Annotated in this window: 22 protein-coding genes, 2 pseudogenes and 1 riboswitch; of the genes and pseudogenes, 9 read left to right on the forward strand and 15 right to left on the reverse strand. The window is 48.3% G+C overall.

All coding sequences use genetic code 11. The features are described from left to right. Positions 1 to 116: 116 nt before the first annotated feature. Entirely contained in the window at positions 117 to 1,346 is a 1,230-nt protein-coding gene (locus RCO25_RS02650) for a nucleoside recognition domain-containing protein (protein WP_308994594.1), read from the forward strand. Between the two features lie 31 nt (positions 1,347 to 1,377). Here RCO25_RS02650 and coaD read toward each other — a convergent pair whose 3' ends face one another. Both coaD and rsmD read right to left on the reverse strand, forming a co-directional pair. Next, positions 1,378 to 1,887, reverse strand: coding sequence for a pantetheine-phosphate adenylyltransferase (coaD, locus tag RCO25_RS02655; protein ID WP_308994595.1), 510 nt, complete (start codon positions 1,885 to 1,887; stop codon positions 1,378 to 1,380). After that, positions 1,874 to 2,467 (reverse strand): 16S rRNA (guanine(966)-N(2))-methyltransferase RsmD, encoded by a 594-nt coding sequence (gene rsmD / locus RCO25_RS02660; RefSeq protein WP_308994596.1) that lies wholly within the window; start codon positions 2,465 to 2,467, stop codon positions 1,874 to 1,876. Before rsmD ends, coaD begins: the two co-directional genes overlap by 14 nt. A gap of 481 nt (positions 2,468 to 2,948) precedes the next feature. On the opposite strand from rsmD, the pseudogene RCO25_RS02665 reads away from it, so the two are divergent. The 5 genes and pseudogenes from RCO25_RS02665 to RCO25_RS02690 all read left to right on the forward strand — a co-directional run. Then, a pseudogene (locus RCO25_RS02665) lies at positions 2,949 to 3,137 on the forward strand (DUF2905 domain-containing protein); the annotation flags it as partial. A gap of 200 nt (positions 3,138 to 3,337) precedes the next feature. Further along, complete coding sequence (locus RCO25_RS02670; protein WP_308994597.1) at positions 3,338 to 3,571, forward strand: WGxxGxxG family protein; 234 nt, start codon at positions 3,338 to 3,340, stop codon at positions 3,569 to 3,571. Between the two features lie 554 nt (positions 3,572 to 4,125). Further along, a complete protein-coding gene (locus tag RCO25_RS02675; protein ID WP_308994598.1) occupies positions 4,126 to 4,245 on the forward strand; it encodes a YjcZ family sporulation protein in 120 nt (39 codons plus the stop codon). Between the two features lie 370 nt (positions 4,246 to 4,615). Further along, positions 4,616 to 5,038: pseudogene (locus RCO25_RS02685) on the forward strand (NucA/NucB deoxyribonuclease domain-containing protein); the annotation flags it as partial. An 18-nt stretch (positions 5,039 to 5,056) separates the two neighbouring features. After that, positions 5,057 to 5,194 carry an excalibur calcium-binding domain-containing protein gene (locus tag RCO25_RS02690; protein WP_308994732.1) on the forward strand — a complete coding sequence of 46 codons (138 nt, stop codon included), beginning with the start codon at positions 5,057 to 5,059 and terminating at the stop codon, positions 5,192 to 5,194. Between the two features lie 142 nt (positions 5,195 to 5,336). On the opposite strand, the gene RCO25_RS02695 is transcribed toward RCO25_RS02690, so the two are convergent. Continuing rightward, positions 5,337 to 6,866, reverse strand: coding sequence for an FAD-dependent oxidoreductase (locus tag RCO25_RS02695; protein ID WP_308994600.1), 1,530 nt, complete (start codon positions 6,864 to 6,866; stop codon positions 5,337 to 5,339). A 164-nt stretch (positions 6,867 to 7,030) separates the two neighbouring features. Between RCO25_RS02695 and RCO25_RS02700 the strand changes: the two genes are divergently transcribed. Continuing rightward, a complete protein-coding gene (locus RCO25_RS02700) occupies positions 7,031 to 7,876 on the forward strand; it encodes an MBL fold metallo-hydrolase (RefSeq protein ID WP_308994601.1) in 846 nt (281 codons plus the stop codon). A gap of 54 nt (positions 7,877 to 7,930) precedes the next feature. Here the strand turns inward: RCO25_RS02700 and RCO25_RS02705 are convergent, their stop codons facing one another. Next, positions 7,931 to 8,281, reverse strand: a complete 351-nt coding sequence (locus tag RCO25_RS02705) for a WGxxGxxG family protein (RefSeq protein ID WP_308994602.1) — start codon at positions 8,279 to 8,281, stop codon at positions 7,931 to 7,933. A gap of 185 nt (positions 8,282 to 8,466) precedes the next feature. Between RCO25_RS02705 and RCO25_RS02710 the strand changes: the two genes are divergently transcribed. Beyond that, positions 8,467 to 8,649: a hypothetical protein gene (locus RCO25_RS02710; protein WP_308994603.1), complete on the forward strand. Its 183-nt coding sequence runs from the start codon at positions 8,467 to 8,469 to the stop codon at positions 8,647 to 8,649. A 360-nt stretch (positions 8,650 to 9,009) separates the two neighbouring features. Continuing rightward, on the forward strand, positions 9,010 to 9,168 hold the full coding sequence (locus RCO25_RS02715; protein WP_181425935.1) for a hypothetical protein: 159 nt from the start codon (positions 9,010 to 9,012) through the stop codon (positions 9,166 to 9,168). Between the two features lie 81 nt (positions 9,169 to 9,249). On the opposite strand, the gene RCO25_RS02720 is transcribed toward RCO25_RS02715, so the two are convergent. The 11 genes from RCO25_RS02720 to RCO25_RS02770 form a co-directional block, all read right to left on the reverse strand. Further along, complete coding sequence (locus tag RCO25_RS02720) at positions 9,250 to 9,948, reverse strand: glucosaminidase domain-containing protein (RefSeq protein WP_308994604.1); 699 nt, start codon at positions 9,946 to 9,948, stop codon at positions 9,250 to 9,252. 310 nt (positions 9,949 to 10,258) lie between these two features. After that, positions 10,259 to 10,765, reverse strand: a complete 507-nt coding sequence (locus tag RCO25_RS02725) for an ankyrin repeat domain-containing protein (RefSeq protein WP_308994605.1) — start codon at positions 10,763 to 10,765, stop codon at positions 10,259 to 10,261. Between the two features lie 205 nt (positions 10,766 to 10,970). Then, positions 10,971 to 11,810 (reverse strand): TatD family hydrolase, encoded by an 840-nt coding sequence (locus RCO25_RS02730; protein ID WP_308994606.1) that lies wholly within the window; start codon positions 11,808 to 11,810, stop codon positions 10,971 to 10,973. An 11-nt stretch (positions 11,811 to 11,821) separates the two neighbouring features. Beyond that, positions 11,822 to 12,619: an ABC transporter ATP-binding protein gene (locus tag RCO25_RS02735; protein WP_308994607.1), complete on the reverse strand. Its 798-nt coding sequence runs from the start codon at positions 12,617 to 12,619 to the stop codon at positions 11,822 to 11,824. Positions 12,620 to 12,622: 3 nt separating this feature from the next. After that, a complete protein-coding gene (locus tag RCO25_RS02740; protein ID WP_308994608.1) occupies positions 12,623 to 13,396 on the reverse strand; it encodes an ABC transporter permease in 774 nt (257 codons plus the stop codon). Beyond that, positions 13,386 to 13,688: a thiamine-binding protein gene (locus RCO25_RS02745; RefSeq protein ID WP_308994609.1), complete on the reverse strand. Its 303-nt coding sequence runs from the start codon at positions 13,686 to 13,688 to the stop codon at positions 13,386 to 13,388. Before RCO25_RS02745 ends, RCO25_RS02740 begins: the two co-directional genes overlap by 11 nt. Positions 13,689 to 13,757: 69 nt before the next feature. Continuing rightward, positions 13,758 to 14,804, reverse strand: a complete 1,047-nt coding sequence (locus RCO25_RS02750; RefSeq protein ID WP_308994610.1) for an ABC transporter substrate-binding protein — start codon at positions 14,802 to 14,804, stop codon at positions 13,758 to 13,760. A 285-nt stretch (positions 14,805 to 15,089) separates the two neighbouring features. After that, a riboswitch (TPP riboswitch) is annotated at positions 15,090 to 15,202 on the reverse strand. Between the two features lie 188 nt (positions 15,203 to 15,390). Next, positions 15,391 to 16,956, reverse strand: a complete 1,566-nt coding sequence (locus tag RCO25_RS02755; protein WP_308994611.1) for a glycosyltransferase — start codon at positions 16,954 to 16,956, stop codon at positions 15,391 to 15,393. A 183-nt stretch (positions 16,957 to 17,139) separates the two neighbouring features. Next, entirely contained in the window at positions 17,140 to 18,222 is a 1,083-nt protein-coding gene (locus tag RCO25_RS02760; protein ID WP_308994612.1) for a GerAB/ArcD/ProY family transporter, read from the reverse strand. Between the two features lie 16 nt (positions 18,223 to 18,238). After that, the gene (locus RCO25_RS02765) at positions 18,239 to 19,444 is read right to left on the reverse strand and encodes a Ger(x)C family spore germination protein (protein ID WP_308994613.1); all 1,206 of its coding nucleotides are present in this window, start codon (positions 19,442 to 19,444) and stop codon (positions 18,239 to 18,241) included. Positions 19,445 to 19,462: 18 nt separating this feature from the next. Continuing rightward, positions 19,463 to 21,010 carry a spore germination protein gene (locus RCO25_RS02770; protein ID WP_308994614.1) on the reverse strand — a complete coding sequence of 516 codons (1,548 nt, stop codon included), beginning with the start codon at positions 21,008 to 21,010 and terminating at the stop codon, positions 19,463 to 19,465. Between the last annotated feature and the right edge of the window lie 108 nt (positions 21,011 to 21,118).

Here is a 21,118-nt window from a genome sequence, read left to right on the forward strand (position 1 = left end):
CAAACATGCGTACTAATTAACGTATACGATTGTCCATTTCTTCATGACATTCGTCTGTCTGCGAACAATGTAACCCTACACTTATTTTCCCAATAAAATAAAGGAGTTGTGTAGCATTGGCTAAAACGGTTATGTTAGCGTTCCTGTCCATCCTGCTTGTCGTAGCCATCATCCTCCAGCCGGATGCTTCCTTCCAATCCTCCCTGCAAGGACTTACCGTGTGGTGGAATATTGTTTTTCCCGGCCTGCTGCCGTTTCTAGTATTATTTGAGCTTATTGCCTCGTTCGGCCTCGCTCACGCCGTCGGCTCTTTGCTGCAGCCGCTCATGAACCGGTTGTTCAAGCTTCCTGGGGAAGCGTCGCTTGCAATTGTCCTAGGCTGGATGGGAGGTTATCCTGCGGGTGCAGATGCGGCATCCTCCCTGCGCAAAAGAAACCTCGTGACAAAACAACAGGGCCAGCGGCTGCTCGCCCTTGCCCATATGCCTAATCCTTTATTTATGCTCGTGGTCATCGGCGCAGGCTTCCTGCATAAGCCGATAGTAGGTGTTATCATTGCAGCAGCCGTATGGATTTCAGCCCTGTGGGTGATGATTTTCATGACGCTGGTTCGGCCCAAAGATGACGCAGAGAATAACCAGGCTGCTGCAATTAAGACGGAAGAGAATCGGAGCAGTATCCTGCAGCGCGCAGCAGAGGCGCTTCGCCTCGGCAGGGAGCAGGATGGCCGAAGCTTTGGCAAAGCGCTTGGCGATGCCGTTACAGCCAGTGTTCAGAAGCTTATGATGATTGGCGGCTTTATGATCTTTGCAGCTGTTCTTGCTAAGTTATCGGAACCGCTTCTCTCTCCGCTGCTGGATAAGGCTGGGCTTAGTTTTATTAGTCAGGCTTTTTTCGAAGGCCATCTGGGGGCTTATTCGGCTGCTATTTGGGATGCGCCTGGAACCGGAACGCTCAGCAATGCCGCTGCTATCGCTGCCGTCCTTGCATGGAGCGGACTTAGCGGCATTTTACAGGCTGGCTATTCCATAACAGGTACCGATCTTAAGCTGCTCCCTTTCGTCGTATGGCGCGTCGTACATGCCTTGCACGCCTTGCTGTTCATGCTGCTCCTTTGGAAGCCCGCTCTATCGCTTCTGCGTCCTATTCTGGCCCCTGGGGCTCTGCCAGCCTTTGTCAACGCTGAATCATTCTTGCCGGAACATACGGTCGCAGTCGTCATTAAAGCCGGTGAGCTTCCGTTATTATGGCAGTTCTCGCTCTCGGCTTGTCTCCTGCTTGCACTACTCGGGTTATTTGTTTCTATAATCCTTCTTCCGTTTCGCAAAGCCAATAAATCGGTATAAAGCTTAAATTGAAAAATGGAATATTCCGGAGTTAAGATATGCTCTTTGTTTTATATTTCTCACGCAATTGCTGCTCAACGACGGGCGGTACCAGCTCATGCACAGCACCGTGGAATTGTGCAATCTCCTTCACAATGCTTGAGCTTAAATAGGAATATTTTGGATTCGTCATCATGAACATGGTATCGATTTCAGCATCGAGCAGGTGGTTTGTTGAAGCAAGCTGCAGCTCGTATTCGAAATCGGTAACCGATCGAATCCCCCTAATGATGACATTCGCCTGCCGCGATTTCATGAAACGGACGAGCAAATCCCGAAAGCTGTCAATTTCCACATTCGGAATATTACTCGTCACCTCAGTAAGAAGCGCCTTACGTTCCTCGACGCTGAACAGCGGATTTTTGCTTGAATTATTTAAAACGGCTACAATCAGCCGGTCAAATTGCTTTGCAGATCTGCGAATGATATCCAAATGACCATAGGTTACAGGATCAAAAGTACCAGGATACACCGCTACGCGCTCTTTTTTATTCATGAACATCGGCCTCATTTCCGTCATGGCTTTCTAAGCTGTTAAATTGATAGATTGTAACTGCCGTATCGCCGTATTTTGCATGCTTTAATTGGTCAAAATGCTCCATCTGCTCCGGGTAACGGTGCGAAGCATCATGCTCGACTACAATAATGGCGTCAGGTTCCAGCAGTTCATTCTCCATAAGCTGAGCCATCAAACTATCCATCGTGATCATTTTGTATGGAGGGTCAAGAAAAACAAGCCGGAACCTCTGTCCCCGCCTCGCTAGCGCTTTCAATGCGCGCTCCGCATCATTCCTATAAATTTCAGCAGCGCTTCCCATATTCGCCGTTTGAACATTGTGACGGATAATGTCGGTGCTTATTTTTTCACGATCAATGAAAACCGTACGCTCTATGCCCCTGCTCCAAGCCTCAATACCCAAACCACCCGTACCTGCGAACAGGTCCAGCGCCATTCCGCCATCGAAATAAGGACCAATCATGCTAAAAATAGCTTCTTTTACCTTGTCCGTTGTCGGTCTCGTATTCATGCCAGGCACAGCCTTAAGCGTGCGGCCCTTGGCCTCGCCCGCAATTACTCTCACTGCAATTGCCCCCTTCTATCTCATTCCCGCCTATCGTACCATAGAATCCCTTTCATAATAAAGTGAAGACCCGCGTAAAAATTGAGAGTCTACCGCTGTTTTACGTCCAACATTAAATTTTTTATCTCAATCGTGTATATTTACCATATAAAAGGACAAAATAACCTTATCGGCGTCGCAAGATGTCGTAGACAACCGCGGAGAAGACTTACGTTTCCCCATAAGCTCTTCGTCCGGTTTCTCCTCTCCCATGAAAAGGGCACCCCGCAAGGGGTGCCCGATTTTTTGTTTACAGCCATGTATATCAAGGGATTTTAGAGTGTTATTTACAAACTACTCATAGGTTGTCGCCCATTTGTCGCCCAAATTAAAGTTAAATATAAGATTAACATTTGATTGTTTCATGAGATCCTCCAAAATTATTTTCAAAAAATTATGCATGTAATATTTTCATGAATAGCATCAAGAAGCAGACGGATAAATGAATACCGTTCCAAAGTTCCTTATAATAGTCGGTATTGCGTTAGTTGTTATTAGGTTGATTTGGGCGGGGCTAGGAAGGTATATCAACCTTGGACGTCTACCTGGCGATATAGCAGTAGAAAAGGGAAACGTAAAATTTTACTTTCCAATAGTCACTTGCATAGTAATTAGCGTTGTTTTGTCATTGGTCACATTGCGAGATGGTTTTTCAAGTGATTCGAAAATCAGAAAGGCTTTGATTATTTTGACATACGAAGGGCGCCGCGATGAAAAGCATTGTTTAATGTAACAGACATACCTATGAGTTTAAGACCTGAGTATAAAATGAAGCTTTGTGACTAAAAATAAGCTCGATTTCAATCTAAATTCGAATGGAGCATGCATACTATGAAGAAAGTAATATTAATGATTAGTTTCATCGCATGTTTAATGATGTACACAGCTATACCTGCATCCGCAGATCGTTCCCATAACGGAACAACGGTGAACGCAAACAATTACAGAACAACTGCAGCAACTGATAATGATGGTTTTGATTGGGGATGGCTTGGTCTTTTGGGTCTGTTCGGTTTAGCAGGAGCGAGAAATCGCAATCGTGAACGCGATCGTGATCGTGCTTAACCATTGAATTTAATAAACAAACACCCTCATTCATAAAATGGGGGTGTTTGTTCTGCGTTTTCTTACTCTTTCTCATATAAACACACAAATTTCCGTCTCAATTGCACTTGTCCAATCCAATCTAGTATTTTCGAATATAGTAGATTATCTTCTAAGAGAGGAGATGATATGAATGATTCAAAAGAGCCGCAAACACAAAAAATCAGTTGTTGTCGTTGTTGTTGTTGTTGTTGTTGTGATCGTGAAGAAACGTCGTAAATTCAAACATTCTTGCTAATTTTTGCGGAGAGCCTGATCTTTCAGGCGCTCTTACATATGGTGATATCAATTCAATGTTTTCTGAACACTCTCCTCTACTCTGCTTTTCTATCCCATTCTCCTCCAAGGCTCCTCATCATTATTTCCGCCTAAAGCCATTCATCCAAACCCGATGGATTCCAATCCTAATAGGCCGATGACACGGATAAACTGTCGTGGTAACAAACACCCAATCAGAATCCTTCATCCCAACATAATCTACAATGTACTCAAAACGTAAGGAGGTGTAATGAACAATGTCCGGATACGTTGGTGGTGCATTTACGAATACTGGAACCATTCTGGTCCTTTTCATCTTATTGGTGATCATCGCATGCAGCTGCGGAATTTTTGGCGGCTATGGTAAAGGTTACTAAAAATAAGCGTTTAGCTTACTCAACATATAAGGAGGTGCAATGAACAATGTCTGGTCATGTTGGCGGTGTTTTCACAAACACGGGTACAATCCTGGTCCTTTTCATTTTGTTGGTCATTATCGCTTGTAGCTGCGGTGTTTTCGGCTACTAATATAAATTGATTTGATGTTTACGCAAGGGGCCCCGTTTGTGGGCCTTTTTCGATATATAAGAATTTATATGTTTTCACATATAAATATGCTTATATATCTCCGCGAAACGACTGCTTTTGCCACAGAGGACGGCGACAGCCGTTTACGCTTGTTTTCCCCTTTTCGGTGCTTTCGAGAGTGTAGTATGATAATTTCAAATACTGGAATGGAGATACATCATGAAATCATACTTAGCCGCAATTCTTATTTTGACATTAATCCTCTCCGGCTGCGGCGATTTATTAGCCACTACTGCTTCAAAGAGTACCGGATCGGAAACGGACTATGGTGAAACCATCCTTTTACCAACCGACCGCTATCCCGAGACGATGGCGCATATCGCTGCGGCGATTAAAGCCGGAGCTTCGGCTGTCTGCACCATCGATAGAAACGGCGCTGAATCCAACCGGGATGCTTCATTAAACGGTATTCCGGTAAAGAAAGGTTTTGATCGGGATGAATGGCCGATGGCTATGTGCAAAGAAGGCGGTGAAGGCGCGGATATTGCTTACGTGACGCCAAAGGATAATCGCGGGGCTGGCTCATGGATTGGAAATCAATTGGCAGATTTAAAGGACGGCACGCGGGTTTTATTCGTAGTTAACGGTGAAATTCAACAGATTCCGGCGGATAAAGAAGAGGTTTATTATGCTAATTGTACAGCCGCAAAAGAAGCGGGCGCAGCACCCTTACATAAGGGAGATCCTGGCTACAGCGATAAATTAGATCGTGATAAAGATGGTGTTGCTTGCAGTTAACTCATTCCTGAAATAGCTTATGTAATCAGTGACAGTGTTTTTAAATCAGAACCGATAAAACATAAAAAGTCACCCCATGCTTGTCAGACTAGAGCTTGGGGTGACTTTTTTCTTTTATGCAGGATCTCACTTAAAACCATATTTACGTCTGCAATAACTTCAGCGGTTCTTCCGCAGGACCCTCAATGACATCGCCGTTAATTGCAAATCTAGAACCATGGCATGGACAATCCCAAGTCCGGTCCCCGTTATTCCATTCGACCTCGCAGCCCATATGCGTACAAGTCGTATCGACGAGAAACAGTTTACCCGCTTCATCCTTATAGGCCCCCGCACGTTTGCCATGAAGCTTAACTACGCTACCTTCATCCGGCGCCAAATCCTCAGGACGCTTATGAACCATTTCAAGCTTGCCTGCGATAAGATGCTTCGCTACATCCGCGTTTTCTACGATAAAGTTCTTAATTGTCCCAAAGGAGACGGAGCGTGATGGCGCATAGAGGTTTTCGAATGCATTTTCCTTCTCCATAATTAAATCTTTAACGAGCAGAGCAGCCGCCGTACCATTCGTCATCCCCCATTTTCGATAGCCGGTAGCTATGTACACATTAGGGGAAGAAGAAGTGATACGACCGACAAACGGTATTTTGTCGCCGGTGACCAAATCCTGAGCAGACCAGCGATAGGCGATTTCTTGCACTTGAAAATGCCCTTCAGCACATCTCTGCAGCTCTTCATAATGATTGATCGTACAAATACCCTGACCGGTCTTATGGCTTTGACCTCCGATAAGCAGCAATTTGCCATGCTCCGCCGTTTCTGCATAACGAAAGGAACGTTTAGGATCCTCGACGCTTAAATACATCCCTTCCGCAAGCTCATCCGCAATACGAATGCCAAGGACGTATGAGCGGTCCGCATGCATTCTTGCGAAATAAAAGCCGAGGCCGTCATAAAACGGAAAGTGGGTACAGGAAACAACATGCTCACATTTTATCCGATGACCCTTACTTGTAATGACCTCCGGCAAGGCACCTTTCTCTACATCAACCGCCGTTGTGTTCTCGTAAATAGCTCCCCCTGCATCTATGAACTTCTCTACAAGGGCAGACAAATACTGCAATGGATGAAACTGTGCTTGATGCTGCATAATGACCGCTGCTTTAGCGGGTATTTGCAAGGGGATTTTATCGGCGTAGGCTCCGGGAATGCCAAGCGCCGTATACGCAGACATCTCCTTCTCAAGCTTTTTTATGTATTCATTTGAATTTGTATAAACATAAGCATCTTGTATTGAAAAACCACATTCTATTTTGTGCTTTTCTATCGTTTGCTTCATAAATTGCAGAGCTTCGTTGTTAGCTTTGTAATACAATGACGCTTTCTCTTCTCCTTCACTTTGAATAAGCTCGTCATAGATCAGATCATGCTGCGCTGTTATTTTGGCCGTCGTATGTGCCGTTGTACCGCCCAGAAGTTTGCCCGCTTCAAGAAGTACAACTTTAAATCCTTCCTGAGCAAGCAAAAAAGCCGTTGTTATGCCGGAAATTCCGCCTCCGACAACCGTTACATCCGCTTCAATATTTTGCTCGAGCGAGGGATAAGATGCAAGCGGTCTCGTTGAATCAGTCCAATAAGACTCAGGAAATTTCGGCATGCCGTTCGGTTTCATTTTGTTGATCTCCTCCTAAGAATAATACTCTTTAATTTGTACCATTTGGTTACCTTTCATTCCTAACCTCAAAGCTTACGAATAGAAACGACACAATGATTAGAATAACCCCCCAACATTAGGACAGTTTATAGAGGTATGTCATACAAAGGAGGCGGTTTACGTTGGAGAGCTCGTTTGAGAATTCTTTTATTCCCATTACGACCTTTGCAAGCGGAGAGGGACTTGCATATCGGCCTGATATCTATTGCTTCCCTATCCAAATCGTAAATGTGTGTTTCATCGGTGATCCAAAGGATCAACACGGAGGTTGGGTTTTGGTTGATGCCGGAATGCCCAGATCCGCGAAAAAGATTATAAAAGAAGCGGAGGAGCGTTTCGATTTTGCGCCTAAATCGATTATTTTGACCCATGGACACTTTGATCATGTCGGCGCCGTCATTGAGCTGATTGAGCATTGGAATGTTCCCGTTTACGCACACAAGCTGGAGCTGCCTTATTTAACTGGCAAGTCCGACTATCCGCCGGCTGATCCTACGGTACACGGCGGACTCATATCAGAGATGTCCCCCTACTTTCCGCATGACGGAATCGATCTCGACGACCGTGTACGCCCTTTACCTGAGGATGGAAGCGTTCCTGGTCTGCCGGACTGGAAATATATTCATACGCCGGGCCATACACCAGGCCATATCTCTCTGTTTCGCCAAGATGACGGCACTTTGATTGCCGGTGATGCTTTTGTAACCGTGAAGCAAGAATCGCTCTATAAAGTCATGACGCAAGAGCAGGAAATAAGCGGCCCGCCAAAGTACTTCACGACCGATTGGGTTAAGGCCGAGAAATCTGTAAAGAAGCTCGCTGCACTGAACCCTTATTTAGCGATTACAGGGCACGGGGAGCCGATGTTCGGCGAGTTCCTGAAAGCAAACCTGGAACTGTTAACACAGAAATTCAAAGAGATCGCAGTACCCGAGCAAGGAAGATATGTATCTGATAAGCCTCATTGACCAATCAAAAACCCTGCCAGAACTGGCAGGGTTTTTGTAATTTCAGATAACCAATTACGTGCGCTCCTGACGGCGGTTTCTTAAACCGGCTAATCCGATCAGACCCAATAAACCGAGCCAGCCCCAATCCATACCATTATCGTCATCCACTGCAGTTGTTCTGTAATTGTTAGCATTCATATCGTTGCGGTCATCTACGTCCAAAGCACGGGCCGCTTTATCGACTCCTCTTTCTACTCCTCTTTCGATATCTGAGCGCATGCCGGTATCTGGAACCGCGTTGCTCATACCTCTATTGTTGTAGTTCTCCATCGTTCCTGTCTTCGAATTATCAGCGAATGCAGGTACCACAAGCACAAAAGTCAAGCAAGCAGCTAAACAGAAAATCGACCAAAACTTTTTCATTTACTCGTCCCCTTAATTGTATAGTTTTTCGTTCCGGATTATTGTTTCTCCGCCGCATCAAATCTATACCGAACGGCAGCAATGAAGTCATCTCATCAAAAACATCGATAATTTGAACGCATAATCGTCCAAGCCGATTTGAACAACGGGGGCAGGCTGGTTGCAAATGTCTGATTCATAGGAACATGGGAGAAAAATTATCGGCAGGAACTGTGCAATGGGCAATGGGCAATGGTCTTGTTGGCTTGAAATCAGCAGCAAGCAACCTTTATGTAAGCGCCGATTTAAACAACAGAAGTGTACTTTACGCTAAACGTGCCACGGTTGGCGGCGCTTGGGAGCCGTTTATCTTTGCCTCAGCTCCATAATAGAAGCATCCATAAACCGCTGCTTATTTTATCATTTCAATATTCCGACAAAGATTTTTAAGGTCAAGTTAAGGTTCCTTATTTATACTTAAAGACATCAACCCCACTGTTGATATATAGATCTAGGACACAGGCCCGCAGCGATGCGGGCCATTTTTTTGTCTCCGTTACCTGAATTACTTTTCTTTAGGATTACCTATCCCCGCCGTAAAGCTTATTTTCCCTGTGCCGCTAATTACTTCATTTTATTTGGAACCATACAACCCATAAAAACGTTATTATCGAATATACTTTCAGGAAGTGGATGCTTACAAAGAAGGCATTGCATGGCAAAGCCTAAGCTTTAGGAGGCGATTGAGTATGGAAACATTCGGTAGAGGCTGTTTGTACATTATTCTCGGCGTCATCATCGTGATGGCTCTGGCATTTATTGTAGGAGGCACCATTACCATTCCCTGGTACATCCTGATTCCCCTTATCATTCTCGCCTTCTGGGCCGCATCCCGAAAAGGTAAATGACCTTTCCATTTAAGCACAGCAATGAAACCGGCACTCGAGTAAGTCGATTGTCGGTTTCACCTACTCCTTTTGGTCCGTTCCCTACCCTAACAATATGACTCTAGCTAAGGGGTCCCAGCTCGCCGTAAGCCCCAGTTCTGCCGCCAATGCCCGAATGGGTACATACCCCGTTGCTTCGGACAGAACGGACTCCAGCGCCCTCTGGTTGACGGTTACCTGCATTCCCGTCCAATCAATCTCTGCCCCGAGTGCTTCTCCCAGAAGTCTTGCTGGCACCCAGGTCACTCCGCCAATCAGATAGCCATCCGAAATTACTAGTCCTTGGTGCAATACAACAATTTGCTCTGCACCCTTCAGCTTCTCCGGCAGAGGAAATTGTTTGCTGCCTAAGGCGTCATATCTCTTTAAACCATACTGGTTAATAATCGCTTTTAATTTAACGGGATAAGCTGGATCTGTCGCATAGCCGCATGCAAAGAGCATGTCAGCTTGCCGCTCTGGCGTCAAAGCCTTCCGAACCCGTTCATAGCGAGGGGTTGCCAGTAATAAATCCAAGTCTTTGTAAAAATGATAAACGCTCTTGTAGGCGCGGAATGCGGCCCGGGTATTTTCGCTTCGCCCGTCGAAAACCTCCCATGTCCCCTTCACGACTGCTTCTCCTTGCCAGTACGCGTTTGTTTGTCCGCCGCCCACCTTGATGCCGCCTAAATTGTACCACGAATGAATAACGCCGCCGGTTTCAAGCAAATTTTGCGCCAAACGGACGGACGGAAACATCATCGACCCCTCACGCCTAATCCTTATGACTGTAGGGGCCAGAACTGCAAAAAATTGATTCCTAGTCAGATTTGCCATTGTCTCACTCCCTTCTGCCGCTTGCCGCAGCTTGTGATCGCACCCTGTCCTTATCTTTGTATGCAGCAGGCTAGCAAATGGCAATGGACATTAGGGCACGAAAAATCGGGTTCCTGCATTTCCGTTTCTTAATTTTGATACGAAAATAAATGCAGCGGCAGCCAGGACGGATTAAAAAAGTCCCAGACTGCCGCTGCATCAAAACATTCGATTGCAAACTTTGCTTTCACTGCGTTTATTCAATGGCTCCTTTTTCTATTAGACGGGCGGCCACTTTGGAATTGCCTTTTTCTTCTGCCAAGGTTAATGCCGTTATCCCGCCTTCGGCCTTCGCCTGGATGTCTGCTCCATGCTCGATCAACAAATCGATTAATTCAATTTGGTCATCATGGAATGCTGCCGAATGCAAGCTGGTATGGCCATTGCTGTCAAAAATGTCCGTCTTCGCATCATGCGCGAGCAGCATTTTTATAACCTCCATTTCCCTTTCTCCGGCGATAGCCGCATGCAAGGCCGTATTAGATGGGATATAGCTTATTTTGGAATGCGATAAAGCATTAACATCGGCGCCATGCTCGAGCAGCAGCTGAACGGCATTGGCTTGACCGTAATGCGCCGCATAACCTAAAGGTGTCATCCCGTCGTCATTCTCCCTATTGGAGAACAAGGGATTCATTTCTAGAAGCCCCTTTAATTTCGTCGTATCTCCCTTGCTGGCTGCCGCAAAAACATCATTAATCATTTGTCGTTGACCTCCGTCATTCCCCTTATTTCATCACACGTATCTCGTTAGATGATGGATATCTTTTAATAGTGGTTACAAAATCATTTTGTTAAAGGATTCGCTGTCACACAAAAATTTCCTGCTTCGAATGGAATCAGCCGCAAAGCAAAAAAAACGCCCCGCTAGAGAATTCCTCTAACGAAGCGACGCTCGGCAAACCTTATTAAATACCGTAAAATCGGCGAGTATTCGCAAGCAATAGTTCCGTAACCTGTGGAGCAGGCAGCTGCTTAATGCGCGCAATATGCATCGCTGCGTCTGCTGCCATTTGCGGCTTTGTCGGATGGCCCTCATACGGCCCTTCGAAGGGCCACGGTCCATCCGTTTCGACCATCAGCTGCTCGATGGGATACTGCACTACAAGCAGCTGGATTTCTTCCTCGTAGGCAACATCTGGCGTTACAGACACCATATATCCGCTTGCAGCCATTCGGCTAATAACGTCCGCACTGCCCTTGAACCAATGAAAATGTGCTTTACGAACGCCGTGTTTCTCTAAAATATCACAAGCCTTTTCAGCATCCTCATACACAGCGTGTAGAATAATCGGTCGATCCAGCTCTGCTGCTAACGCGGCGAACCGCTCAAGAAGCTCCAAATACGGCTTTTCGTCAAAAGCTGTACCTTCCCGGGCTGCCTCTGCCTCCGACCGCGTATAATAGGGAAGTCCTACCTCCCCAATCGCGAACCGTTCACCCTCGGCATGACGCATACGAATCCAGGCGAACAGCTCATCTGCTTCTGCGCCGGAAGGTATCGGCTGCTCGGGATGGAAGCCATATGCCGGATGTACGCGTCCAGCGTAACGATCGGCGATTTCCCGATTTATTTTTGACGATGCCAGATGCATCGAGACCGCAACCACCGCTGCAACACCTTCAGCAAAGGCATTCTCAAGCAATGCTGCTCGCTCCTCTTCCGCATACAGATCCACATGAATATGTGCGTCAATGCATCCGTCGGTTTGTAAATTTGACTCCGCGGTCTTCTGTTTTCTATCCATATCGTTCACCCTTATCCGCTCCCTTCCCTTGTGCCAACCTTAAGGAGCTCATAAATGCGCTGCTTCAGCGCATTGAACCGCGGATCCGTCCATAAAGCCTCATGGCGCGGTCGCTCGAAGGGAACCTGAAACTCTTCCAGCACCTCCGCCGGAGACGCAGATAGCACAATGATCCGATCCGACAGAAATAAGGCTTCCTCTATGCTATGTGTGACGAGCAGCACCGACCTCCGGTTCTGCTCCCAGATTGACATGAGCCACTGCTGCATTTGCATCCGGGTTAAAGCGTCCAACGCGCCAAACGGCTCATCCAGCAGCATCAAACGCTGCGGCGCAAGCAGCGCGCGCAGAAAGGAAACGCGCTGCTGCATACCGCCGGAGAGCACATGCGGGTAATCATTCGCATATTCATCCAAACCGATTCGCTCCAGCCACTCTTCCGTCCCCAGCTTCGCCGTTTTGCGGTCAATGCCCGATATCTTCAGCGATAGCTCGATATTGCCTGCAACGGTCTCCCATGGCAGCAGCGACGACTGCTGCGGCATATAGGAGATATGTCCGCGCTCGCCGGTCGTATGCTTCCCATTGATCCAAATTTCTCCTTCCGACGGCTGCTCCAAGCCGCCAATAACTTGGAACAACGTCGTTTTCCCGCTGCCGGATGGTCCCACAATGGATACGAATTCTCCATCCGCTACAGCAAAGGACAAACCAGCAAGCACCTCTTTGCTTGACGCTCCCTTGCCATACTTCTTCCGGATGTTCTGCACCTGCAGCGTAGCCGAATGCTTTCCTTCTGTGTAACCCATCCGCTACCTCACCTCTTTCTCAGGACGCCAACGAATGATAAGGCGCTCTGCCAGTGTCACTAGACCAAACAGCGTTAAGCTGAGTCCGACGATAATAAAAACAGCCGCAAACACCCGGTCCGGCATAAAGCCTTTGGACGAGATGAGCATAAATGCCCCAAGACCTTTGTTTGTGCCAAGCCATTCAGCTACAATCGCGCTCAGTACGCTATAGGAGGCAGCAATTCTTAAGCCGGCAAATAAATGAACGATCGCATGCGGAAGCTCCAGCCGCCAAAACAGCTGCAGCTTGCGAATACCGATCATTTGCAAATAATTGCGAAGCTGCGCATCGGTATTCATGAGTCCGCTCAGCATAGCCACCGTAATCGGGAAGAAGCAAACCATGATGACAAGCAATGCCTTCGGCAGCAATCCATAGCCAAGGAGCATCGTCAAGATAGGCGCAATCGCGATAATGGGAATATTTTGCGACAGGACAAGCAGCGGATATACTGCCGTTCGTACGCCGGGAATTAAATGCAGCAAAGCGGCGAGCACGAAGCCCACCGCCGATCCTCCCGCGAAGCCGAGCAGCGTAAGCTGCACCGTCGCTTCCGTATGTTCCATTAGCCGCGGCCAAATTTCAATCGCTTCCTCTACGATAGAAATTGGCGATGGGATCAGCCATTGATCAAATAATTCAAACCATGCCGCAGCCTGCCAGCCAGAGAGCAGTACGATAAGCAGTACGGCAGGCGGCCATATTCTCGCCCGGAAGCTTCTCTTATTGCCCATCTGGATATTTCTCCAGCAGCCTGCCCATTGAAGCGCCGTTTGCCGGATTATAATAAATTTTAATTTGCGAAATAACGGATGGACAGCCCATCTCTGTCATGGCCTCGCTCATCGACTGCACCACGCCAAGCAAATGGCTAAGCTCGCCTTCCATCGTGGTTTCGAGCGGTGCAACGCGGTACGGCACTCCCGCTGCCTTAATGATTTCGATTGCCTTGTCTACATAAGGAATGACGCTCTCGCCGCCTGGCGTTGTCGGTAAAATTTGAATGCTTACTAATGCGTTCGCCATTTATATTCCCTCTCTCTCATCGTTGTCAAAGACAGCGGTCAATGCCGCCTTCTCCTCTTGCTTTAGCCTTTATTCCGGCAAAAACTCATTCGTAAATGCTTTGTCCGCCTCAAGTTCTTTCTCCAGCAGCTTGTGCTCGAACATCCAGCTCGCGTAATTCTCCCAAACGCTCAGCTTCTGCTCGCCCCAGCGCGGCGCATCATCCTTGTATTTTGGACTCAGCCATTTTTGGCTTGCGCGCACGAGCTCCGCGTTCAGATCCGGTTCTGCTTTGATCAAAATCTCCGCTGCATCGTCCGGGTTGTCGATTGCGTATTGGTAGCCTTTTGCCGCAGCAGCCGTGAATGCTTTAACGATCTCCGGCTTGTCCTTGATCATCGCCTCGCTCGTAGCAAGAACTGGCGTATAATAATCCAGCTTGTCGCTATAATCCGTCAGATAAAGCATGTTGATTTTCTCGCCGCGAAGCTCAGCCTCCACGCCTGTCCACGCATAATAGATCCATGCAAAATCAATGTCGCGTTTTACCGCCGTGAAAAAGTCGCTGTCGCCGATGCTGATCATGTTCACCTTGCTAACGTCTGCGCCCTTTTCCTGCATAAGCGATTGTATAACCGCCTCTTCAACGGGAGCTCCCCAGCCGCCGTAGGTTTTGCCTTCGAATTTCTCCGGCGAATCGATCCCTTTGGCTAGCGGCGACGCAAAGCCTGAGGTGTTATGCTGGATAACGGCCGCGATCGATACTAACGGAACCCCTGAGATACGTGCCAACGTAATCGACTCTTGGTAGCTTACGCCGAATTGCACGTTACCCGAAGCGACCATTTGATCTGCCCCGCTTTGGCCCGGTTGAATAATTTCTACGTCCAGTCCCTGTTCCTTGAAAAAGCCTTTATCTCTAGCGACATACAGTCCAGTATGGTTTGTGTTCGGCGTCCAGTCCAATACGACCTGTACCTTCTCAAGCGGCTTATCCGCTGCTCCCTCTTGCTCTTGCGGTTTCTCAGTTGCTGCCGGCGCGGTATTATTTGCGCCGCAGCCTGCCAGCGCCATGACGAAGACGAGCATAGCGGCTGTCAGCCTCCATGACATTTTCCCTGCTTTTTTCGGATTCATGATGTCTTGTTCCCCTCTCACTGCTTCTATATTGTATAAGGCGACGAATCCTCGTAATATCCGGAGCCAAGCTGCAACCTTCGCGCTGCAACAAGCGTAAACAGCTGTCGCCGTCCTCAGTGGCAAAAGCTATCGTTTCGCGGAGATATATAAGCACATTTATAAGTGAAAACTTATAAATTCTTATATATTAAAAAAAACGCCCTCCTAATCCGGAGGACGCCATATAATCGGCTTTGCAGCTGTTTGAGCCAGCAGAGCTTGATCGAATCGACCAGCCGGCTTTCTAAACAGAGCTTCTGTCCCTACGCTGGCATTATCCAGATCAGGTTTAACGGGTCGGAATTGTACTGATAACTCCCTCTCAGCCGGCCTAACCAGCTCCCCGGAACATATTCGGTTTTCGTCAACAACATCAATTGTATAGCAAAACCCGAGTATAATGCTAGTTTTTTTTTGAAAATGATTATCATCAGATCTGTTTTCGTTCATCTCGCGCAGCCACGGCATCGCGGAAACCATGTATCATCGAAAGCATTCTGTTCAAATAAAGCCTCCATCGCATAATGCTTTACAAGCTCGGCAATCAGCTCAGCTCACTTGTAAACGGCACATCATTTTGCTCGGGCAATGCTACCGGCTCCCCCTGCGAAGGCCATTTGCGCAAGGCCTCATTTAAGAGCACTGCCGGTTCCTCTCGTTGCTCTAAGCCACCATCCAGCGCTGCATCCGCTCCGGCAGGCTCTTCATTTTCATCTTCATCCTGCTCACTGGCTGCAAGCGCGACGCGTCCGTATACAAGGAGATAGGCGGCGGTCAGCTCCTTCGTTATCGCTCCATCCGTTAGCTGCTCCAGCGATTGAATATATGCCAGCTGATCCTCCGGTTTATTTTCGGCGAGCGTGACCTTTACGTAGGAGAAGCCGGCCTGCGCAAATAACTGGCTGACCTGCTGCATCGTGTACTGGATAATCACTTGGCGCTGGGCTGTACCATTCGAAGGATCTAAATACTGCCTGATGTTCTCAAAATAAAAACGGTTCGCGAAGCAGCCGATAATCCAGCCTCCCGGCTTCAGCAAACGGACAAGCCGATTCATTGCTTGCGTCGTCCCGTAAGCATGGGCATCACTGATCATAATCCCGTCGAGACCTTCAGCTGGAATCATCCATTGTGCCGGGTCGTTTGACCGGAATACCGTAATGCCCGATGCCTCAGCTACTTTAGCCGCCAGCTCATTGCCTTCGACGCCGAACCATTTGGCAGCCGGGAACTGCTGCTTCAAATGGAGCAGCGTCGCCCCGCAGCCGCAGCCGATTTCCAGGATGGAGCAATCCTCGCGCCTGTACCCATGAGATTCCCGTTGGATGACGGTATTGAAATCCATCCGTATATGCGCAGCTTCTTCTGGATGAAAGCCCCATTTTTCCATAAAAAGATTCTCGTTTTTCCTGAAGGTTCGTTGAAACAGCTCCGGCTCTGAGCCAAAGGTAATGCTGCCAAAATGATGAATAAAGACATCCCCGCATAACATGAGCTTATATCCCGCCAAGCGCAGCCGCAGTCCGTAATCATCATTCTCAAAGCTGCCGATGCCGAAGCTCTCATCAAGCGGTCCGACCCGCTCCCAAGCCTCGCGACGCATAAGCAGGCAGTAGCCCGCCAGCTTCACGCGTTCCTCCCATCTCGTACGGTCGGGTATCGCGTGCAGCGCGGACGCGAACAGCTCCATTTCCTCCACCGTTTTATACGTAACCGGAATTGACGTCCAATAGGTGGCCGAGTTCGTAACGGGGCTGACTGCTCCGATTCGATCGTCGCTGAACAAGCAGCGTTTTAAACCGTCAAGCCAGCCCGGCGTAACAATTGTATCGTTATGGAGCAGCAGCAGGAGATCGCCCGAAGCCGCTGCAAGACCTTGATTGCAGCCTTTCGGGAAACCTGCATTGCTTTCGGTTTCAATAAATATGATGTCGCTTTCACTTTTTGCCCAATCCACCATTTTATCCGTCGACCCGTTATCTACAATAATCAGCTCATAGCAGCCCCGCTGCGTATGTCTCCGAATGCTCTCCACGCATTGCTTCGTGTACTCGAGTTTATTGTAGGTAACAAGAATGATGCTTGTTATGCATCCTCTGGCATCGTTCACGCGCGTATCCCCCTCAAGCAAGCGTAAACGGCTCACGCAGTCCTTTGGCGGCAAAAGCTCGTTTCGCGATAAAACATAGGCTTGATAAAACACACTTCGTTTTATAAAGCCTATATTTCAAGCTGTACCCATAAAATATGTCGGCACAGTCTTTTCGGTGAGAAATGCATGATGACGACGAGCCTATCCAGCTGATTTATATTTCTTCCGTATACCTACCACTAGCATAAGCAATGGCAGCACAACCTGAAATAGGGGAGCGATCTTCAGCGTAATATCGAGCCCGATCCAGATATGGTACGTGTTATTTGGCTCCAGGAATGAAGCCCCATAAATGGCGAGACCGATCGGCAGCACGCAGTAGCGGTACGCTATGCCTGTTACCGTCTTCAACGTGAAGACAGATGCCATGTACAGCGCCGTCATTTTCACGTAGAGACCGATAAACAAAAGCAGCGTCACAATAACATCAAGCCGCTCCAAAAAGTTAGCGAGCCTAATCAATTGGACGACCTCAAGCAGCGGCAGTGCCGTAATGGAGGCAAGCTCTGGGCCTAATACGCACATGGTGAGTGAATTCATCAGGATAAGAAATGCAGATACCCCGATATAAGCCCAATAGGAGCCTCGTCCGATGATTTTTTTCTCGCTTACATGCTTCCAAAAAACGAGAAAAATGACCATTTGCCCGAAAGGAAAGGCCATTAAATCCGGAAAGGCCGCCTTTATGACCGGACCGAAGCCATTTTCTAAAATCGGCAATAATAGTGATAATTTTGGTAATCTCGAAATAAAAAGCAGTAAAAGAACGGACGCATAGCTGATGGCCACGATCGGAAACAACAGCTGCACGACGCGGACAAATACTTCAATTCCTTTACTTACGGTATAAGCCGCAGCGCTCAGGATGAGCAGCATAACAATCCACTTTGGCGTAAAGGTCAGAAGCGCCATCATCGTAAGCTCGCCGACATCCCGTACATTTCGCATCGATTCGTAAGCAAACCATACGGCGTGGAGAAATCCGATAAAACCGCCTATCCACCGTCCGAAATGCATGATGTAAAGCTCGGCAAGCTCCGATTCAGGAGAACGCTTTTGTATGCGAACGTACATTACCGTAAGCAGCAGCCCAGCAAACGCAGCAAGCGTCATCGCCATCCAAGCATCCTGTTTTGCCTTAATGCCGAGCTCGAACAATGGCGTGCTGCCGATCAAAAAAACGACGATCAGAATAGAAAGCTGATTTTTCCCGATCTGCTGCATACGTTCTCCTTTCCGCCTATGAGCTGCTCTTTTTCTGTTCCTTTTTAAACCCGCTTCCGCTCATGCCTGCTGAATTCAGCCTCACCTTTACCGAAACCTTTACTTCCGTGTTCGGAAACAACTCCGGCCAGCTATCGTTTACTTTTGACCATTGCTTCGGATATTTTTGATGAATCGCGCTGCCAAAGCCAATCACATCGGTCCGGTGCTTGCGTACTGCCTTCCAGCCTTGCTCCATTATGGAGGTTATCTCACCTTCAATAAGCCGCTCAACCGTCTCTATCTGCTTCGGCTTAGCGAGGTCGCCTTCGCAATTGTATTCCATCAGCGTCCCGTCCGCATGCGCATTCACATGCATAATCCACTTGCCGCTTGAAGGTTCAGGACTCAGCTTAGTCTTCGCATGTATAATACGAACAGAGGAGCTCTTCTCCTCTCCGTCCTCCGAGCATGCAAAGGCGATTGTCGTTCTCTTCACATGATTGGTAAGCCACATAACGCCTTGACTCTCCTCATTGTTAATCCAGCCTACCAGCTTATCGCCTGCAATCAGCGCCAGATCAAACAATCTAACCTTGCTGGGCGTGCTGGTATGCGTCAGCTGCTCAGCCCTGTCAATATTTTCATTCGCTCCTGACACAACCAGGCCAGGTATGCTGGTCGCGTGCGTCGTACCCAGCAAATCGAGCAGCACTTGATGGATGGTCATTTGACGGAAGGTAGAGCTGTTCATTTCTTCATTGGTAATCATGCGCTGAATGGCTGCGCCTGGAATTTTCTCCAGCGGGATCAACTGCTCCAGCATGCGGCGCGCGGTGCCCTTCGCCATATAAACGCTTACGGTCTCGCGAGAGTCATGATTGCGCAAATAGGTGTCGAGGAGCGGGCCCAGCCCTTTGCGTGCAGCCTCTTGACCTATGATGATGATTTGAGTATGCGAGAAATAAAGACGGCGCGAGGTCTCTTGGCTCGCCTTGCTGACCGCGCTTCGGAAGCTCTCGCCTTTCGTTGAGAATACATTGACCGCGGCCGAGTTGCCCGCAGCGCTCTGGCTGGAAATCGCCTGCGGAATAACGACCTGGTACGAAATCACCCAATTCCCATCCTTCCAGTCGAAGCCGGATGCGGAAATAACCGCTATATCGTTCAGCTCCACGCGGTTCCAGCAGCCTGTTGTCAGCAAGCATACAAGCAGCGGCAGAAGCAGCCTCCATTTATTCATTGCCGTTCCTCCCTCCCGTTAAGCCTTATCGGAATGACGCTGAGCCGGCGGCTTTTTCCCGTTCGGCCTCCGCTTTGGATTTCGCAGGTTTAAATCAAGCGGCCGAAGGACAATCGCCCACCATGGCAGCCTTATGAATACGTCTCTCCATGGTCCTTGCTTGGTTGGACCGGGCGCCATCGGAGACATATACGGCACTCCGAAGGAGCGCAGCGACGTCAGATGAATCAGCATAAACAGCACCGAGATAAAAATACCGAAAAAACCAAAAATACCGGCCATAATCATGAACAGAAACCGGATAATACGTGAGGTGGCCGCCATATTGAATTCCGGCATAACAAAATTCGAAATCGCCGTAAAGGATACAATGATAACCATCCCCGCAGAAACAATGCCCGCCTGTACGGCCGACTGCCCTAACACGAGAGCGCCGACGATCGAAATAGCGGGCCCGATTGCGCGCGGCATTCGCAGTCCCGCTTCCCGCAGCACCTCGAACGTCAGCTCCATCAGAAGCGCTTCGACTAGACCTGGGAATGGAATGCCTTCGCGCTGTGCTGATAAACTAATAAGCAGTGTTGTCGGAAGCATCTCCTGATGAAAGGTCGTTACTGCGATGTACAGGGCTGGCAGCACAATGGAAACGACATAGGCGCCGTAACGAATGAGTCGGACGAATGTGGCAATATCGAACCTTTGATAATAATCCTCTGGCGACTGAAAAAAGGTAAAAAAAGTGGTTGGAGCCATTAAGGTCATGGGCGAACCGTCGACCATAACCGCTACTCTTCCTTCAAGCAGCGCTGCTGCGACCGTATCCGGCCTCTCCGAATTCAACAGCGTAGGAAATAGTGTAAAGGTCTCATCTTGAATAAATTCTTCGATATAGCCGCTCTCGAGCACACCGTCGATTTCGATAGCCGCTAATCTGCGGTAAACCTCCTTTACAATCCCTTCATCCACTATACCGTGCAAATACAGTACAGCCACGTTGGTATGGGTTTGCTGGCCGATCTTATGCATTTGCACATGAAGGTCGGAGGATCGAATAATACGGCGGATCAAGCTAATGTTAGTTCGAACGCTTTCCACAAAGCCGTGCTGCGGCCCCCGAATGACTGTCTCGGTCTGCGGAATCGTGACACTGCGCTGCTCCCCCCCGCCCACATCCGCAGTTAATGCTTCGGCGCTTCCGTCCGCCATAATAACGCAAAGTCCGTCCGTCATATATTGCAGCGCTTGTTCCAATGTATTTATGATTTGCACCGATCCGATTGAAACGACGCAGCTGCGCAGCGCATCCAGCAGCTTGCCGCCCTTGACGTAAGCATGCGGAGGAAGCTTCATCGACATTAACGGCTCCATGACGCTTTCGTTAATCGTCTCCGTATCTACGATTCCATCCACATAGATTATCGCAATCTCACGTTCTGGAGCCGCGTCGCTGCGGAACATCCGGATAACGATGTCTGTGCTGCCGCCGAAGCGTTTACGAATCGTATCGGCGTTCGCATGCAGCGATGGGCTAAACGGCGTAAGCGTACCTGCGTTTTGTTTGTTCATAACGGCACCTTTCGTTTCCATGTTGCTTCTATTTTGGCGCATTATGGGTTTAAATATGTACGGTATTATCCAAGGCATACAGGAAAGAGGACAGTCCGTATTGAACTG

Source organism: Paenibacillus sp. LHD-38 (assembly GCF_031157315.1).
Taxonomy (GTDB): domain Bacteria; phylum Bacillota; class Bacilli; order Paenibacillales; family Paenibacillaceae; genus Pristimantibacillus.

What these genes read in the sequence shown, in the direction of transcription:
- RCO25_RS02760 (WP_308994612.1), bottom strand. Translation starts at nt 18,222, where the DNA reads ATGCAGCAGATCGGGAAAAATCAGCTTTCTATTCTGATCGTCGTTTTT.
- coaD (WP_308994595.1), bottom strand. Translation starts at nt 1,887, where the DNA reads ATGTTCATGAATAAAAAAGAGCGCGTAGCGGTGTATCCTGGTACTTTT.
- RCO25_RS02745 (WP_308994609.1), bottom strand. Translation starts at nt 13,688, where the DNA reads ATGGCGAACGCATTAGTAAGCATTCAAATTTTACCGACAACGCCAGGC.
- RCO25_RS02715 (WP_181425935.1), top strand. Translation starts at nt 9,010, where the DNA reads ATGGAAACATTCGGTAGAGGCTGTTTGTACATTATTCTCGGCGTCATC.
- RCO25_RS02765 (WP_308994613.1), bottom strand. Translation starts at nt 19,444, where the DNA reads ATGAATAAATGGAGGCTGCTTCTGCCGCTGCTTGTATGCTTGCTGACA.
- RCO25_RS02735 (WP_308994607.1), bottom strand. Translation starts at nt 12,619, where the DNA reads ATGGGTTACACAGAAGGAAAGCATTCGGCTACGCTGCAGGTGCAGAAC.
- RCO25_RS02725 (WP_308994605.1), bottom strand. Translation starts at nt 10,765, where the DNA reads ATGATTAATGATGTTTTTGCGGCAGCCAGCAAGGGAGATACGACGAAA.
- RCO25_RS02710 (WP_308994603.1), top strand. Translation starts at nt 8,467, where the DNA reads ATGGGAGAAAAATTATCGGCAGGAACTGTGCAATGGGCAATGGGCAAT.
- RCO25_RS02750 (WP_308994610.1), bottom strand. Translation starts at nt 14,804, where the DNA reads ATGAATCCGAAAAAAGCAGGGAAAATGTCATGGAGGCTGACAGCCGCT.
- RCO25_RS02770 (WP_308994614.1), bottom strand. Translation starts at nt 21,010, where the DNA reads ATGAACAAACAAAACGCAGGTACGCTTACGCCGTTTAGCCCATCGCTG.
- RCO25_RS02740 (WP_308994608.1), bottom strand. Translation starts at nt 13,396, where the DNA reads ATGGGCAATAAGAGAAGCTTCCGGGCGAGAATATGGCCGCCTGCCGTA.
- RCO25_RS02730 (WP_308994606.1), bottom strand. Translation starts at nt 11,810, where the DNA reads ATGGATAGAAAACAGAAGACCGCGGAGTCAAATTTACAAACCGACGGA.
- RCO25_RS02705 (WP_308994602.1), bottom strand. Translation starts at nt 8,281, where the DNA reads ATGAAAAAGTTTTGGTCGATTTTCTGTTTAGCTGCTTGCTTGACTTTT.
- RCO25_RS02720 (WP_308994604.1), bottom strand. Translation starts at nt 9,948, where the DNA reads ATGATGTTTCCGTCCGTCCGTTTGGCGCAAAATTTGCTTGAAACCGGC.
- RCO25_RS02695 (WP_308994600.1), bottom strand. Translation starts at nt 6,866, where the DNA reads ATGAAACCGAACGGCATGCCGAAATTTCCTGAGTCTTATTGGACTGAT.
- RCO25_RS02675 (WP_308994598.1), top strand. Translation starts at nt 4,126, where the DNA reads ATGTCCGGATACGTTGGTGGTGCATTTACGAATACTGGAACCATTCTG.
- RCO25_RS02670 (WP_308994597.1), top strand. Translation starts at nt 3,338, where the DNA reads ATGAAGAAAGTAATATTAATGATTAGTTTCATCGCATGTTTAATGATG.